Raw genomic sequence first — 16,277 nt, forward strand, 5'->3', positions numbered from 1 at the left:
GCTTGTACAAAAAAGAGAAAAAGAAGAGACCAGCTGAGAAGTATTAATTCTGGAAGATAAAGTTAGTGAACAGCACTTCATCCACTAAAGGTGCACCAACCTGCGTTTCTAACACATGGCGGAGATCATCACGCAACTGCTGACGTATGCGCTCTTGTCCACGCGGTGTCACCACATTGTTTTCGCTTTGGCGTGAAAGATTCATCACTACAGTGTTACGCACCAAAGGTAAATTATCCTCGATCACCTGCGCATTGCGCACACCGGTCACCATCAGCGTCATATCCACCTTCACATACTTGAGCCGTCCTGGACCACCATAGTTAGTCACAAAGGGGCTAATCGGTACGTAGATGACTTCACCTGAGTTGGCCAAGGTCGGCAGGGGGGCCAGTAGCAAGCTTAAAGCCAGTAACAGGTAAATGACACGTAACCGCATAGACTGTTTCCCTCTCACGCTAAATTATTCTTGGCGCCAGTGTATAAACTTCCTTTAAACAACACCAGCGCAACACACAAAGAGTTGTAAAAAAGACGGTTTGAGATACTGACTTCTCTTACTGTGTCACATGGACCCTTCAGTTTTGATACGGATCAAGCACCACCTGATTCACCCTAATCATGCCAGCTTTGTGATCCGAGACAAACCAAAAGATCATACCATCTAACGACTGGTGTTTAGTCTAGACTAATTCCCAAATTACTGACGCCTTGATTCATGGCCAGATTTTTAATCTCACGCACCAAAGGGCTAAAAGGCCGCTCCAACTGCTGTATCTGATGCAGCAGCTCATCTTGAAAATCCTGCTCATCTTCCATCAAAGGATGATGACGTATCCACTGCTTGGCCTCTTCTAATGTCATGCCTTCTGGACAGAGCTGCTCCAAATAATGGCGCACAGTAGCACGCGAGAGCTTGCTGGCATCCACGGCAGTCTCGGTTTGCGGCATCACGGCTTCATCGAGCACTAATTCTAAGCCTGTCGCTGCATCTAAGGCAGGATAGACACCATAGAGGTGAGTGGCCTCAGGATCAGGAAGCAAAGCGGGGAGCTTTTCTTGCTGCACAGGCCAGTTAATCCGTGATTGCGGACTGATCACCCCTTCCCAAGCCAAGGCCAGCAGCTGTTTAAACGCGGGTCCATGCTCGCTGCCAGTGACTTCAGCAAAGAGCAGATAGTTAGGGGCGGCACGCTGCGCTAGGGCCGTTGCCCAGATCTGCTGTTGAAAGGGCTGCAACTCACGCAGCTGTTGATAAAAAGATGGGCGGGCTGAATCCTGCATCCTAAGCCTCCCAACCTTCAGCCAGATGCTGATCTTTCAAGCGCACATAGTTGGCCGCTGAATAGCTGAAAAAACGGCGCTCTTTTTCTGAGATAGGACGCAGTTGACGCGCTGGATTACCAGCATAGACATAGCCGGATTCAAGTGTTTTTCCTGGCGGCACCAGTGCGCCAGCGGCAATAATGACCTCGCTTTCGACTCGCACGCCATCCATCACGATCGCGCCCATCCCCACCAGCACTCGGTCAGCAATCTGGCAGCCGTGCAGGATCGCCTTGTGCCCAATCGTCACTTCTGCTCCGATCTCCAGAGGATAGCCATCAGGATTAAAATCACTGGCATGGGTAATATGCAACACCGCGCCGTCTTGAACGCTGGTACGCGCACCGATACGTATGCGATGCATATCACCTCGGATCACGGCCAGTGGCCATACCGAGGCATCGTCGCCGAGTACAACATCGCCCAGCACGATCGCGCTGGGATCAACAAAAACACGCGCGCCCAGATCAGGTTGATGCTGTTGATAGGTTCTGATGGTCATAATACGCCCCAAAATGTCAGCACAGAAGTCAGTAGCAATAAGCCAGTTAAAGGAATCGCCAGTTTGGCCGTCATCCGCCGCCATAGCAGGTAAAAGGTTTCAGATCCACCGATCGCAGCACGAATATCGGCCACAGGCACAATATAAACGGCAAAGATGGCGATCAGTAAACCGCCCAAAGGCAAGAAGATATCGGTTGGGATGCTGGTCAACAAACCAAAGAGGTTCTTCTCTGCAAAAACACCCCCTAAAAAGCCCAGCGGGTAGACTTCAGCCATCACGTTAAAGGACAAGGCCGCAAGGCTGCCTAAAATCCAGACCCCTAATCCGATGACCGCCGTACCACGCAAGCGTGACCAGCCACGATCCTTCAACATCGCAACCAGCGGCTCGGCCAGGTTGATCGAACTGGTCCAGGTTGCCAGTAAAAGCAGCAGGAAAAAGCCGAGGCTCAGCAGATGACTCAGGGGAAGTTCACTAAAGGCAATCGGCAGGGTAATAAACATCAAACCTGGCCCACTGGTGGGCTCGAGTTGGTGGCTAAAAACCAAAGCAAAAATCGCGATACCCGCCAACAAGGCCACCCCAACATCCAGAAGTGCGACCACCACCGCTGCACGGGGTAGGCTTTGATCTTCGGGCATATAAGCACCATAGGCCATCAAGGCACAAGCGCCCACAGCCAGCGTAAAAAAGGCCTGCCCCATCGCATCCAGCACCACCTTCCAACTCACGGCATTAAAATCAGGCAAAAACAAATAGCGCATCGCTTCAGCAAAACCTGGTGTGGTGACAGCATAGGCCGCCAAAAGTAAAAGCAGCAGATATAAGAGGGGCATCAAATAGGTGTTCAGACGCTCCAGCCCTTGATTCACACCCGCCGCAACGACACCGAGGGTCAGCAGTAGGAAGAGGGTGTGACACAGCAGCATCAAGCCTGGATTGCTCATCAACTGGCCAAAAGCCCCGGCAATCACTTCAGGGCTTTGCTGAGCCAAGCTGCCATCGACGCTCTTAACCAGATAAGCCAAAGACCAGCCAGAAACCATGCTGTAAAAAGACAGGATTAAAAACAGGGTGAGGCCACCAAAAACCGCCAGATAACGCCACTGCGGCCGAGCACCCGCACCTTGCGCCAAACGCATCAGTGCCTGCATAGGTCCTGCTCGTCCAGCGCGGCCAAGGCCAATCTCAGCGATCATGATCGGCAGACCGATCACCAGCATAAAAAACAGGTACAGCAGTAGAAAAACACTCCCGCCATTTTCCCCAGTCAGATAGGGGAAACGCCAGATATTACCCAGTCCGACAGCGGCACCGGTGACGGCAAAGATAAAGGCTCGGTTCGAGCTCCACGCTTCTAACACTGGGTGATTCATAGTCAACCTACTGGATCAGTCAAGGAGTAAAGACAAAAAAAGGCCTGACAGGATCAGGCCGGAACTCTTGGCTAGCTTAACCTGTCTGAGTTTTTTTGTCAGTGTTTACACTGCCTATTCGTTATCTCTGATTTGCAATTCCGATCGACTGCCCCCATTCATCTATAACATCTTGGTGCGCTCTGTATGCATCCAGCACACAGCTCGATAAGCCACTCATCCCACCGACCTAATGGAGTGTATTGATGTCCAGCCCACAACCGCTGATTCAACTCACTGAGTTCCCCGATTTTACCCGTATCACCCCTGAGCAGATTGAACCCGCTGTTGATCACTGGCTGGCAGCAGCACGCGCCCAAGTCGAGCAGGTGATCCAGCAGGCACACCCTAGCTGGGAAAGCGCTATTCAGCCACTACAAGAAAGCGCCGATCAGCTGAGTCGCGCCTGGTCAGTCGTCAGCCATTTGAATAGCGTGTGCAATACACCTGAGCTGCGCACAGCCTACCAAGCCTGTTTGCCCAAGCTCTCTGCCTATTCAACCTGGTTTAATCAGCATCCTGAGCTCTATCGCCTCTATCAGCAGGTTGCGCAGCAGGCCGATCTCCATCCAGATCAACAGCAAGCCTTGCGCCTGAACTTACGCGATTTCCAACTCAGCGGGATCGATCTACCACCACAGCAGCAAACTCGTTTTGCCGACATCCAGCAACGCCTGTCAGAACTGAGCAATCAGTTTTCCAATCAGGTTCTGGATGCAACCCAAGCTTGGCAAAAACACATTACGGATGAAACCCTGTTAGCTGGCCTACCTGAATCTGCCCGCCAATCTGCCGCAGCAGCAGCGCAGGCTAAGGGATTAGAAGGCTGGCTGTTGACGCTCGACTTCCCCAGTTTTTATCCGGTCATGACCTATGCTGATCATCGCCCCTTGCGTGAAGAGGTCTACACTGCCTATGTCACGCGGGCCTCAGATCAAGGCCCAGATGCGGGTCGTTGGGATAATGCACCTTTGATCGAAGAAATTCTGGCCTTGCGCCAAGAAAAGGCTGAACTACTGGGCTTTAAAAACTATGCCGATTACTCGATTGCTCGCAAGATGGCCCCCACGAGCGAGGCGGTGATCGATTTTCTGCAACAACTGGCCCAACAAGCACGACCTCAAGCCCTGCAGGATATGGCTGAGCTGCAAGCCTTTGCACAACAGCAGGGACAGGATCAACTGCAAGCCTGGGATGTGGGCTACTTTGCAGAGAAACTCCGTCAACAGCGCTATGCCCTCAATCAGGAAGAACTCAAGCCCTGGTTTGCCGCACCCCAGGTGGTGCAAGGCCTGCTGCGGATCAGCAGTCGTTTATTTGGCATCACCTTCAGCCCCGCCACTGAAATGCCAGTCTGGCACCCTGATGTGCAGGCTTTTCATATTGAACGTGAGGGTGAGCGCATCGCGAGCTTTTATCTGGATCTCTATGCGCGCGAAGGCAAGCGCGGTGGGGCCTGGATGGCGGACCTCGCCACTCGCCGTGAACGCGCCGATGGCAGCGTGCAAAAGCCGATCGCTTTCTTAACCTGTAACTTCACCCCCCCGATTGGCAATCAAGTGAGCCTGTTGACCCATCAAGAAGTGACCACCTTGTTCCATGAGTTTGGGCATGGCCTACACCACCTGCTCACCCAGGTCACCGTACCGGATGTAGCGGGGATCAATGGCGTGGCCTGGGATGCGGTAGAGCTGCCGAGCCAGTTTATGGAAAACTTCTGCTGGGAACGTGAAGGGCTGGATGAAATTGCCGCGCATCAAGAAACCGGGGCCCCGCTGCCGCAGGACTTATTTGATAAGCTTCTGGCAGCGAAGAACTTTCAATCAGCCATGCAGATGATGCGCCAGCTGGAGTTTTCTCTGTTTGACTTCCGTCTGCACCAGCAGCTGCCTGCGCCAGATCGCCATCAGGTTCAGGCTCTGCTCGATCAGATTCGTGCAACAGTCAGCGTCGTGCCCGCAACGCCTTTTAATCGCTTCCAAAACAGCTTTAGTCATATCTTTGCTGGTGGCTATGCCGCAGGCTATTACAGCTACAAATGGGCAGAAGTTCTCTCAGCGGATGCCTTTAGTGCTTTTGAAGAAGAAGGGATATTGAATTCGGCCACGGGGCAGCGTTTTATGGAGTCGATCCTTGAACGCGGTGGCGCAGAAGAGGCGATGACGCTATTTGTACGCTTTCGTGGTCGTGAACCTCAGATAGAGGCTTTATTGCGCCACAATGGGATACAGGCTGCGACTGAGCTCAGCAGATAAGGTGTGACGAATCTCTTGCTAAAAAAGACAAGTCACCACAAAAGAAAAGGGCGTCATCGACGCCCTTTTTGATGCTGCAAGAAGCCCTGTCTTGCTTAGTGATCACAGCTCGGCATGGGTGCCAACTCAATACTGACATCGACCACATTACAAGCACCTGGGCGCAGCACAAAACTGCCAAACTCGGTGATATGATCACTGGCATCTTCTTCGCTGCCAATTTCTAGTGAAAAACTCTGACCACTCAGATGCTCAGGAGCCAGCACCAGACTGACAGGCAGTCCCTCATCCCAACAGAGTTGTATCTCGGCCAGCTCAGGCAGTTCAATGCGCTCACCTGTCGGTGTGAGACCAAATAAACGGGGTTGTTGGCTCATGGCCTTGTCCTCTTTGAATAAATCGCGAGTGTACACCCCACAAAGGTCGATTGAGAAGACCTCTTATTTCAACCTTGAAAGGCGAGGCATTAATTCGTGAGGTCTGGGATCTCAAAAAGCGCAGCAGGCAAGGAGGTTTTTGGCTGGGCATGAGGGCGCGCAAAGTAATAGCCTTGCACCAGCATCACCCCAAGACGAGCAAGGCAAGACAGCTCTAGAGCGGTTTCCACGCCTTCAGCAATGACCTGCGTACCCAGCGCCTGAGCCGTATTCAGAATAAAGCGCACAAAATGCTCTTTCACTGGATCTTGATGTATCCCTTGCACAAAATGTCGATCGATCTTCACAAAATCAGGCCGCAACTCGGACCACATAATCAAGCCAGAATAACCACTGCCCAAATCATCAAGCGCCACTTGAAACCCCATATCTCGATAATGGCGTATCGCTTGACGCATCAACACATAGTCTTCTGTTGGCTGCTGCTCAGTAAGTTCAATCACCACTTGATGCGCCTGCAAACCTAAGGCTTGTACCCATGCCAAGGTCCGCCCCGGCTGGTGTTCTTTTTGAATCAGCAGATCAGGGGAGATATTGATAAACAAGCGTCCAGGTAAGCTTTGACGCGCAAAGCCTTTCAGCGCCTGCTCACGGCTTAGGTTTTCTAAATCCACCAGCAAGCCTTGCTCACGCGCGAGCTTAAACAGCGGTGTCGGTGCAAAGAGTCGGGTGTGCTGCGGCCCACGGCTTAAAGCCTCCCAAGCAAAAATACGCTGACTGGGCAGATGGACCAAGGGTTGGTAAACACTGGTGAGATGGCGTTGTCTTAATAACTGCTTTAATAGATCGATGTCTTGCTGCGTCTGCTCTGGTGCGCTTCGATCCGCGCCGCCTAAGTCCATATTGGGCGCAGCATCAGACCCTGCCCATTCGGACTGACCCCATCCAGCAACGCCTAAGTGCTGGTTATCCATCATTTTTCCTCGCCCACTTCAATAAACTTTTCTTAAAGGGGCATTCTCTGACAGGCCAGTGACAACTTTATGACAGCCTCAACCACAGCCGCTCATCTGCACCCAATCCCATCAGGTTTTAGGCGTATAGAGTCCGCGACGGCCCGCCACCCAGCAGGCAATCCAGCAAACAAACAAGGCAAAAAGAGCAATATCCAGCCCAAACAACTCTATTGCCAGCACACTGGAAGCCCAAGGAGTGCGTGTCGCAGCGGCAAACACACCGACCAACCCCAAAGCTGCCATAGCACTGACAGGTAACGCCATCCACTGGGCAAAACTATTGCCTAAGGTCGCCCCCATCACAAACAGAGGGGTCACTTCGCCGCCTTTAAAGCTGCTGCCAAGTGACAAGAGAGTCAAGCCAAACTTGCCGAGACTGTCCCACCAAGGCAGGGTCTGATCAAAAGCAGCACTGAGGAGCGGCAGACTCAGGCCCAAATAAGCCTCACCTCCCAGCGTCATCACCAACAGCACCAGCAGGCTGCCGCCCAGCACAGGTCGCAGCGGCGGAAAATGAATCGAGCGTTGCATCCAGCCTGCCAACCCCTGACAAGCCAGTAAAAACAAACGCGCAAAAAGACCAAAGCCGAGCGCCGCAACAAGGAGCTGCCCCCAAAGCCAGACTGTCCAGCTACCAAAAAGATGCACTGCTTCATGAGGATGCGTCGCTCCCCAGGCTTGGGCCACCTGATCTGCCCCCCAAGCACTTAACAAGCAGGCGATGAGGGTCAGGCCCTCAAAACGCCGCCGATAGGCGATCTCGAGTGCAAAGATTGCAGCCGCCCAAGGGGTGCCGAAAACAGCGCCAAACCCAGCACTGATGCCCATCAACATCAAGCGACGTCGATCCATCGCCGTCCAGACACGACCCAAACGCAGCTGATCAGCAACGGCACCGCCCATCTGCAAGGCCGTGCCCTCGCGCCCAACTGAGGCCCCAAAAAGATGCGACACCAAGGTGCCACCCAGAATCAGTGGTAGCATCCGCAGCGGCACCGGCTTTGAGGCCACGGGTGCGCCTTCATCGGCTTTGCGCAGCAAAAGATGATGGCCAGCCTCAACCTCTCCCCCCCAGCGCCAGTACACCCAGCTCACCAGACCACCCGCCAAGGGCAGCAGCCAGAGCAGCCAAGGGTGCGCCAAACGCTGAGCTGTGACGGCCTCTAAAGACCAAAGAAAAAAAGCGCCACAGCTACCCACCAGCAGCACCAATAGCAACCAGACGGCCAGCCAATGTAAGCCAGCCTTTATTCTTGACATCTCTTTTTTCCTTTCTTTGCGCGCTGGTGGTTGACTCGGCCCAGCATGGCACCCCAGCATGACATCGCCTATCAAGGCACGATAAAGCTAGGTTGCGTTGGTTAAGCGCGCATCAATCAACAGATTACGTGGTGACAAGCCAGGTTCACAAAAGCAGCTCAGCTGGACCTGATAACCCGCCTCTTGGAGAAACAAGACATAATCCAAAAGCATCCAGATTTCTAAGGGACGACGAAACTGATGCCGCACCAGTTCATCACGCTGTACTTCAGCATAGCGTTGCTGCCCTTGAGCCCACCAAGCATCCCAATCAACCTCAGCAGGCAAAACCAGCTGCTGCTGCTCTGCCGCCCAAGCACAAAAGGCTGCAAAGCCTAAGCGCAATTGCTTGACTGAACAGGATACCAAAGGCTGGTAGGCCTTGTCCTGAGTCAACTGCTGGCGCAAGGCATCATAGCCCAAGCGCCAAACATTGAGGCAATGACGCTGCCGTGTGACACGATCAGGCGCCGTCACCGTTTCTTGCACAGCCAAGCGCATCTGCAAGGGCGTTAAAGCCGACAAGGCCGAAGCCTGCGTGGCCTGAGCCAAGGGCTGCCAATGGTGCGCCTGAGTCAAATGATAACAACAAGGCACCAGGCTAATACGCGGCTGGCGCGCCGCCACGGCTTGACGCAACAAGTGACGATGCAGATCGCCACAGGCATGCAAAGCAACACAATGCTGATCTCGCGGCCAAAAAATCGAATCTGCCTGCAAGGCCAATACATCTTGTTGCTCTAGTCTGACCTGCCTCTGATCTGGACACTGGGTGGCCTCAATCCATGCGGTACCCCGTGCCACTAAAGCCGCATCCTCTTCTAGCGCCAGCACAGGCTGACCACTGGCTTTAGCCAGGGTGCGTGCCAAATGCCCTGCACCAGAACACCAATCCACCAAAGGCCGTGTATAGGGCTGCAACTGAGCAGCTAAACATCCTGCTTGGTGACGTTTACGCTCTGGCATATGGGGCGCTTGCACCTCACTGAGCGTCAAAGCCTGAGCTTGAGACCTCTTCAGCGTCAAGGCTTCTAAAGGCGGCAGCGGTGGTGGCAAAAGCGACGACCGATAGCCAGCCAACCACGGCTGCGCCGCAGCCTGATCAGCCGCCAAGGCCAGGTAATCCTCCTCTGACAGCCCACGCACAGCAGCGAATAAATCTGGAGCCAGCGGCGCCCAAGGCGGCTTAGGCGTGTAAAAAGGGACAGGCTGCCAAAAATCAGCATGATGGCTCAGCCAAGCATCGAGCTGCTGCCAGCTGGCAAGGGTCGTTGTGAAGTTCATAGTCTTTGATGGTTGATTGCTTGAATGAAAGCCGACTTCAGCTCAGCGGCACCCAAAGCTTGAGGCTTGATGGAGTCTTTGCAAGGCCAGCAGTGGCTCTGTCATCTGGGGGCGGAGGCTTGCTGATCCGTTGGGCTGGATAGCCGCCAAGGGGAGTATAAGGCGCGGTGCTCTGAGTGACTAGGGCGCTGATCACGTCTTGCTGACGAACCAATAATTAGTTAGACTGACTAACTATAAATCTTGACACAGGAGAAAGCAATGCCCCTAGAACACAGCCTACAGCGTTTGGAGTGGCACCTTTGGCACCAGTGGCGTGAGCAAGCCAGACAAACCGAGCACCTCGAACTGACAAGCAGCGAACTGCAATATCTGTATACGCTGCTGGCTTGGGACGAAACCGGTCTGCGCCTCACTGAGCTGGCTGAATGCATGCAAGTCAGCAAGGCTTCTGCCAGCAGCATGACACGCAAATTAGAAGAACGCGGCTACCTCTACCGCGAGGCTTGTCCTGAGGATGCGCGTGCCACCCTCTTATACCCCAGTGACAAGACCTGCCAGCTCAAAGAAAAAGAGCCGTTGATTTACCAGTCTGCCGTCACCCATTTTGAACAGGCGCTGTCCGCCGAAGAACTGGCCCAGCTAACACAACTCCTTGAGCGTGCCTGCACCGGACTGGATTTAGGCCCTTTGGTGCCTCCCAGCCTGACGCAGCGCCCCTATACCAGCACCTAAACTCCACTTTTTACATGAGTAGAAGATGAACCTACATACAGCCCCTGTCAGCCGGGCCTTTTGGCACTACACCCTGCCTTCCATCGCCGCACTGATGGTCAGCGGCACTTACCAGATCGTGGATGGTATTTTCGTAGGCCACTTTATTGGCGGTGAAGGCCTCGCGGCAATTAGCCTTGCCTGGCCCTTGGTGGGTGTTTTACTGGCAGCAGGGATGATGATTGGCATCGGCACAGGCGCCCATATGTCGATGATGCTTGGTGCGCGTGATCCAGAAGGCGCGCGCCGGTATTTGGCGCAAAGTTTTTTGTTGCTGCTGCTGTTCAGCCTGGTCTTGGGCAGCCTGCTGTTTACCTTCAGCGGTGCATTCTTGCGCGCTCAAGGCGCAGAGGGCGAGGCTCTTGCTTTTGGGCAGGTCTATCTGAACTGGCTTTTAAAGGGTACGCCGATCGTCCTCGCCAGTATCGTTTTTCCTCTGCTGGTTCGTAATGCAGGTGCACCACGGCTGGCCACGCTGGCGATGGGCATCGGCGCCATCAGCAATATTCTGCTGGATGCGCTCTTTATTGGATGGCTGGGCTATGGCTTAGAAGGGGCTGCTTTGGCCACACTCCTTGGTGAGCTGATTTCTGTCGCCTTGTGCCTTGGATATCTATTTAGTCGTCGCAGTCAGCTCCCGATCAGCTGGCGCCAACTGCGCTGGGAGAGCAAGCGGGCCGGACGCCTGTTACAAACCGGCTTCTCGAGTATGCTGATGTATCTTTATCTGAGCTTTTCTATCGTGCTGCATAACGCACTGCTACTCCACTATGGCAGTAGCGTCCATGTCGCCGCCTATAGCATCGCCGGTTACTTGATGACCTTCTACTATTTGATGGCCGAAGGGGTCGCCGGTGGTTTACAGCCGATTAGCAGCTTCTATCATGGTGCAGGCCGCAGCGCACAGATTAAAGCCGCCTATCGCCTGGCGATCGCCTTTGTCCTGAGCACAGGGCTGGCATTTTTGCTCGCTATCCAAATTTCACCGCACTTTTTCGCCCAGTTTTTTATCCATTCTGGCGATACAGCATTAATGCAGATTACCGAACAAGCACTGCGGCTCTTTTTGCTCGGCTTATTTTTGGATGGATTTTTAGTCGTCACGGCAACCTGGTTTCAATCTCTGGGCTTAGCGCGCCCCGCCACCTTGATCACCCTTGGCAACATGGCCATTCAGGTGCCATTTTTATTCCTGCTGCCTCAATGGCTCGGCATCAATGGCGTCTGGCTCGCCCTGCCCTTATCAAACCTGGTGCTTGTGTTGCTGGTTTTACTGCTGGTCAGGCATCAATGGCGACGCCTCTCTCAACCCCAGCGTCTTGCGCCAGCTCAGGACACGCCACCTCACTAAAACCTCTTCTTGACTCTCTCCACACAAGATGGGCGTCTTGTCATGTTGACGACATCTTGTGTGACTAGACTCTCATTGCTGCATTATTCTTATACACAAGCTGAACTTCTGGATGCTAGGATGCACTAAGTAAAAGGCAAAGATTCTTGAGTTCTGCTGTAAAAGGAGGTCAATATGCAAATGAGTCAAGTCAAAAGACGGATCAAGTCTGACCCCAACGCGACCAGTGCCATTATTAGCCATGCGGGAAGTCGCTTGTACGTCGTTCATATTTATGTGGATGGTGAAGTCCACCTGCTCACCAACTGGCGGGGTCGCCCGCGTGTTTTTCGTAGCCTGGATGAAGCCAAACAAGAACTACACAGCCAAGGCCTTCCCTGTCAGGGTTTAAGCCTGTCTGTTCCTCAGGATGAAGTCTTGGGCCGCCAAGCTGATCAAGATCCTGGCTTTCAAGGTCTCAGCCGTGCCGTGATTCCACTGGGCTAGTCTCTATCGCGCAGCGAACTTCTCGCTGCGCTCTTGCTTCTCCTGCGGCCAGCCTCACCTATACATAAGTTATACGATCTAGACGCCCTTTCTGCTAGACTGGTCTCCATCTTAAGTTCACCTGTTGTGGAGCCCAATGATGGAAGCAGCGCACACCCCGCACCAACGTCCTCCTTTTGCCGTGTTGATGGTCAACCTTGGTACACCAGATGCCCCGACACCTGATGCAGTCCGTCGCTACCTTGCTGAATTTTTATGGGATCGACGTGTCGTTGATCTAGCGCGTCCACTCTGGTGGTTAATTCTGAACGGCATCATTCTGCGCACACGGCCTAGACGCGTTGCCAAAAATTACCAAGAGGTCTGGACAGAAGAAGGCTCCCCACTGCTGGCAATCAGCCGTCAGCAACAACGCGGTCTGGCTGCCTCTTTAAAGCAGGCGACAGGACAAGATATTCCAGTGGTCCTCGCCATGACCTATGGCAACCCTTCCATGGAAGCCGCAGGGCGCGAGCTGCGCCAACTGGGGGCAGAGCGCATTCTTGTGCTGCCTATGTACCCCCAGTTTTCCGCTACCACCACCGCAGCCGCTTTTGATCGACTCGCTGCCAGTTTGAAACACTGCCCCCATTGGCCAGAGCTGCGCTATATCCGCGATTATCACCAGCATCCTGCCTATATCGAGGCACTGGCCAACTCGGTACGCCAAGCCGAGGCTAAGCGCGGCGCACCCTTTGAAAAACTGGTGATGTCTTTTCATGGTATCCCTCAACGCTATGCTGCACAGGGAGATCCCTACCCGCGCCATTGCCAAGCCACGGCTGAGGCCTTGGCACAAGCCTTAGGACGTCAACCAGATCAGTGGTTACTGACCTTTCAATCGCGCTTTGGCAAAGAACCCTGGCTGCAACCCTATACCGATGCAAGCATGCAGCAGCTGGGCGAACAGCAGCTCCAATCGCTTGGCGTCATCTGCCCTGGATTTAGTGCCGATTGTCTTGAAACCCTAGAAGAAATCGCCGGCGAAAACTGCGAAATTTATGAACAGGCCGGTGGTCATGGGTTTCACTATATTCCAGCTCTCAATGCTGCACCTGAACACCTCTCGATGCTCACTCAGCTGGTCTTGGAACAAAGCCAAGGTTGGATGCCACCACTGAATGCGCCTCTGAGCGTGCAATAAACCCATCCCAAAGAGTGTGGCGTTTTGTCACACTCTTGTGTTTTTCTCTCTTATTTAATCAAGGTGCGCTGCCAGCAGGGCGCTTGATCGGTTTTTCTTGTCGCGCAAAACCTAGTGTATTAGTCTAGATTAATCTGAAATCCCTTTTTGTGAGGAAATCTGAATTATGCAGCTCGCTGTGCTCTCGGGCTTCCTTTTGGCAGCCCTCACTCCCTTTTTGAGCAGTGTCTTTCACCAGCGACTTGGCTGGTTGATTGCGCTTCTGCCCGCCGGTCTGGCGATCTGGTTTGCCAGCTTCTTGCCGCAGATGCTCGCCGGTGAGGTCATTATTCATGAATGGGCGTGGATTCCCGGTCTGGATATTTCGCTGACTTTCGTCCTCGATGGCCTCTCCTTCCTTTTTGCGATGCTGATCACGGTGATCGGCAGCTTTGTGTTCCTTTATGCCAGTGAATATCTGAAAGGACATCAGGACTTGCACCGTTTTTATATGGTGCTGCTGGCCTTTATGGCTTCGATGCTGGGGCTGGTTCTCTCCGATAGCCTGATCACCCTGTTTGTCTTCTGGGAACTCACCAGTATTACCTCCTATCTGCTGATCGGTTTTAATCACCACGAAGCTTCTGCCCGTAAGGCCGCACTGCAAGGCTTGATCATTACCGTCGGTGGTGGTCTGGCCCTGCTGGCAGGGATGGTCATGCTGGCCATGATCGGGGGTAGCTACTCGATTCAGACGCTGCTGACCCAGGGTGAGGTGATTCAAAACCATCCTCTGTATCTTGCTGCCTTGTTGTGTTTGCTTGGTGGTGCTTTTACCAAATCAGCCCAGTTCCCCTTCCACTTCTGGCTCCCCAATGCCATGGCAGCGCCAACACCAGTCAGCTCCTATCTGCACTCGGCCACGATGGTCAAGGCGGGAGTCTATCTGCTCGCTCGCCTCTCTCCTTCCCTCGGCGGTACAGAGGCGTGGCAGTTTATTCTGCCTTTGTTTGGAGCGACCACCATGTTTGTTGGCGCATTTATGGGCCTGCGCAGCACCGGAATCAAAAAACTGCTGGCCTACTCCACACTGATGGCGCTCGGTACCCTGACATTACTGCTTGGTATCGGCACTGAAACCGCCATGATTGCCTTTGCTGCCTTCTTGCTCGGCCACTCCTTGTATAAAGGCGCGCTGTTTATGATCGCTGGTGCAGTGGATCATTCAACGGGCACCAAAGAAGTACCTGAACTCGGCGGACTGCGTAAAGCCATGCCCATCACCGCCGCTGCGGCCTTCATCGCGGGTCTCTCTTTAGCCGGATTACCACCTCTGTTTGGTTTTATCGCTAAAGAAATGATGCTCGAAGCTGTACTCGAAGGCTCTCAGCTGCTCACCTACACCTTGATTCTGGCCGTGGCTTCGGCAATGCTGGGGATCGCCATTGCTGGTGTTGTCGCGATCAAGCCCTTCTTTGGCGAGCTGAAAAAAACGCCTCACACACCGCATGAAGCTCACTGGCCGATGCTGGCCGGTCCTGTTGTGCTGGCAGGCCTCTCACTCTTCTTTGGTCTCTTTCCTCAATTCGCTGGCAGCCTGCTCGTACAAGGCGCGGCCAGCAGCGTTGCTGGGCAACCGCTTGAGGTCAGCCTCTATCTGTGGCATGGCGTCAATCTACCGTTGATTTTATCGATTTGTAGCTTGATTGTCGGTGCACTGCTCTTCTGGCGCTGGGATGCCTATCGTCGTCTGATTGCCGTTTTGGATCCAATGATTGCCCGTGGTCCAGAAGCTGGCTACTTCAAGTTTATGGATGGCATGGTCAAAACCGCTGAATGGCAAACCCGTGTGCTGCAAAATGGCTCGATGCGCAACTATCTGAGTGTCATTTTGATGTCCTTCACCCTGCTGGTTGGCTACACCCTGTTTGCCCGTTATCAGATGCACTGGAACTGGGTTCTGGACTTCCAGTGGCATGAACTGATTATCGCGGGTCTCTTGATTGCAGCCACTTTTATTGCCTGTAGCACACGTTCGCGCTTAGGCGCGGTGGCAGCGATGGGTGTCGTGGGCTTCGCCGTGGCCCTGATTTTCATCCTCTTCAGCGCACCCGATCTTGGCATCACTCAGGTGCTGGTCGAAACGCTGACGGTGATGCTGCTGGTGCTGGTGCTCTTCCGCCTGCCCAGCTTTGTCAGCCTCTCGACACCGATGCAGCGTGCACGCGATATCGGCGTGGCGCTGCTGACTGGTGGTCTGATGACACTGCTGATCATGATCACCATTGACGTGCAGCTCTTCCCCAGCATCTCTGAATATATGGTCGCCAATAGCCAGCCGCTGGCCTATGGCCGCAATATCGTCAACGTGATTCTGGTTGACTACCGTGCTCTGGATACACTGGGCGAGATTTTTGTACTGGCACTGGCCGCTTTGGGTGTCTACGCGATGATCAAGCTTCATCCCGAGACAGATCCAGGAGCCAACACCCTTGCAGGCAGCCTGGTGCTTCCTGAGCCCAAGATCGAGACGCAGCAGTCTTCTGCTGCCGCCCAGACTGTTTCTGCTGAGCCAGCTTCGAAGGAGTCCGCCGTATGATGAAGCCAGGTACCCTGATCCTCTATGCAGCCGCCCGCTTTTTGATGCCGCTGCAATTGATCTTCTCCGTGTTTTTGCTGCTGCGCGGCCATGATGAACCCGGCGGTGGCTTTATTGCCGGACTGGTCGCTGCCGCAGCCTTCACCCTCTATCTTTTTGCCTTTGGCTCAGAGCTGACGCGTGATTTGATGCGCATTGATCCACGCACTCTGATTGGCTGGGGGCTGGTCATCGGCACTCTGTCCGCGTTTCCGGCGCTGCTCAATGGAGAGCCTTTGCTCACCGCACAATGGTGGCCAATTCTGCTGCCAGGCGGTGTCGAGGTGAAGCTCTCAACCCCGCTGATTTTTGATCTTGGGGTCTACTTTGCTGTGATCGGTACGGTGATGACCTTTGTTGTCGCCTTGGCTGAATCTGAACAAGTTTAA

The 16,277-nt window shown here is 53.8% G+C and carries 15 protein-coding genes; 7 read left to right on the plus strand and 8 right to left on the minus strand.

Annotated features, from left to right (window positions below; all coding sequences use genetic code 11):
- Positions 1–43 precede the first annotated feature (43 nt).
- From V6U78_RS11885 to V6U78_RS11900, 4 genes are all read right to left on the minus strand, one after another.
- Complete coding sequence (locus V6U78_RS11885; protein ID WP_405341133.1) at positions 44–439, minus strand: flagellar basal body-associated FliL family protein; 396 nt, start codon at positions 437–439, stop codon at positions 44–46.
- 239 nt (positions 440–678) lie between these two features.
- Positions 679–1,284, minus strand: coding sequence for a YjaG family protein (locus V6U78_RS11890; RefSeq protein ID WP_405341136.1), 606 nt, complete (start codon positions 1,282–1,284; stop codon positions 679–681).
- Position 1,285: 1 nt separating this feature from the next.
- Positions 1,286–1,828 carry a gamma carbonic anhydrase family protein gene (locus V6U78_RS11895; protein WP_405341139.1) on the minus strand — a complete coding sequence of 181 codons (543 nt, stop codon included), beginning with the start codon at positions 1,826–1,828 and terminating at the stop codon, positions 1,286–1,288.
- The gene (locus V6U78_RS11900; RefSeq protein WP_405341142.1) at positions 1,825–3,207 is read right to left on the minus strand and encodes a sodium-dependent transporter; all 1,383 of its coding nucleotides are present in this window, start codon (positions 3,205–3,207) and stop codon (positions 1,825–1,827) included. The genes V6U78_RS11895 and V6U78_RS11900 overlap by 4 nt, the downstream gene beginning before the upstream one ends.
- 245 nt (positions 3,208–3,452) lie before the next feature.
- On the opposite strand from V6U78_RS11900, the gene V6U78_RS11905 reads away from it, so the two are divergent.
- Entirely contained in the window at positions 3,453–5,501 is a 2,049-nt protein-coding gene (locus tag V6U78_RS11905) for a M3 family metallopeptidase (protein WP_405341145.1), read from the plus strand.
- Between the two features lie 95 nt (positions 5,502–5,596).
- On the opposite strand, the gene V6U78_RS11910 is transcribed toward V6U78_RS11905, so the two are convergent.
- The 4 genes from V6U78_RS11910 to V6U78_RS11925 all read right to left on the minus strand — a co-directional run bounded on the left by V6U78_RS11910 (position 5,597) and on the right by V6U78_RS11925 (position 9,477).
- On the minus strand, positions 5,597–5,878 hold the full coding sequence (locus tag V6U78_RS11910; protein WP_405341148.1) for a hypothetical protein: 282 nt from the start codon (positions 5,876–5,878) through the stop codon (positions 5,597–5,599).
- Positions 5,879–5,967: 89 nt separating this feature from the next.
- Positions 5,968–6,852, minus strand: a complete 885-nt coding sequence (locus tag V6U78_RS11915; protein WP_405341151.1) for an EAL domain-containing protein — start codon at positions 6,850–6,852, stop codon at positions 5,968–5,970.
- A 111-nt stretch (positions 6,853–6,963) separates the two neighbouring features.
- Complete coding sequence (locus tag V6U78_RS11920) at positions 6,964–8,154, minus strand: chloride channel protein (protein ID WP_405341154.1); 1,191 nt, start codon at positions 8,152–8,154, stop codon at positions 6,964–6,966.
- A gap of 87 nt (positions 8,155–8,241) precedes the next feature.
- The gene (locus V6U78_RS11925; RefSeq protein WP_405341157.1) at positions 8,242–9,477 is read right to left on the minus strand and encodes a methyltransferase; all 1,236 of its coding nucleotides are present in this window, start codon (positions 9,475–9,477) and stop codon (positions 8,242–8,244) included.
- A 261-nt stretch (positions 9,478–9,738) separates the two neighbouring features.
- Between V6U78_RS11925 and V6U78_RS11930 the strand changes: the two genes are divergently transcribed.
- From V6U78_RS11930 to V6U78_RS11955, 6 genes are all read left to right on the plus strand, one after another.
- The gene (locus V6U78_RS11930) at positions 9,739–10,212 is read left to right on the plus strand and encodes a MarR family winged helix-turn-helix transcriptional regulator (protein ID WP_405341160.1); all 474 of its coding nucleotides are present in this window, start codon (positions 9,739–9,741) and stop codon (positions 10,210–10,212) included.
- 25 nt (positions 10,213–10,237) lie between these two features.
- Positions 10,238–11,602 (plus strand): MATE family efflux transporter, encoded by a 1,365-nt coding sequence (locus V6U78_RS11935; RefSeq protein WP_405341163.1) that lies wholly within the window; start codon positions 10,238–10,240, stop codon positions 11,600–11,602.
- Positions 11,603–11,776: 174 nt separating this feature from the next.
- Positions 11,777–12,088 (plus strand): DUF6482 family protein, encoded by a 312-nt coding sequence (locus tag V6U78_RS11940; protein WP_405341166.1) that lies wholly within the window; start codon positions 11,777–11,779, stop codon positions 12,086–12,088.
- 136 nt (positions 12,089–12,224) lie between these two features.
- Positions 12,225–13,271, plus strand: coding sequence for a ferrochelatase (gene hemH / locus V6U78_RS11945; RefSeq protein ID WP_405341169.1), 1,047 nt, complete (start codon positions 12,225–12,227; stop codon positions 13,269–13,271).
- A 166-nt stretch (positions 13,272–13,437) separates the two neighbouring features.
- Positions 13,438–15,849: a putative monovalent cation/H+ antiporter subunit A gene (locus tag V6U78_RS11950; RefSeq protein WP_405341172.1), complete on the plus strand. Its 2,412-nt coding sequence runs from the start codon at positions 13,438–13,440 to the stop codon at positions 15,847–15,849.
- A complete protein-coding gene (locus V6U78_RS11955; protein WP_405341175.1) occupies positions 15,846–16,277 on the plus strand; it encodes a Na+/H+ antiporter subunit B in 432 nt (143 codons plus the stop codon). Before V6U78_RS11950 ends, V6U78_RS11955 begins: the two co-directional genes overlap by 4 nt.

Origin of the sequence: Marinospirillum alkalitolerans (assembly GCF_045055655.1) — a bacterium.
GTDB classification, from domain to species: Bacteria; Pseudomonadota; Gammaproteobacteria; order Pseudomonadales; family Halomonadaceae; genus Marinospirillum; species Marinospirillum alkalitolerans.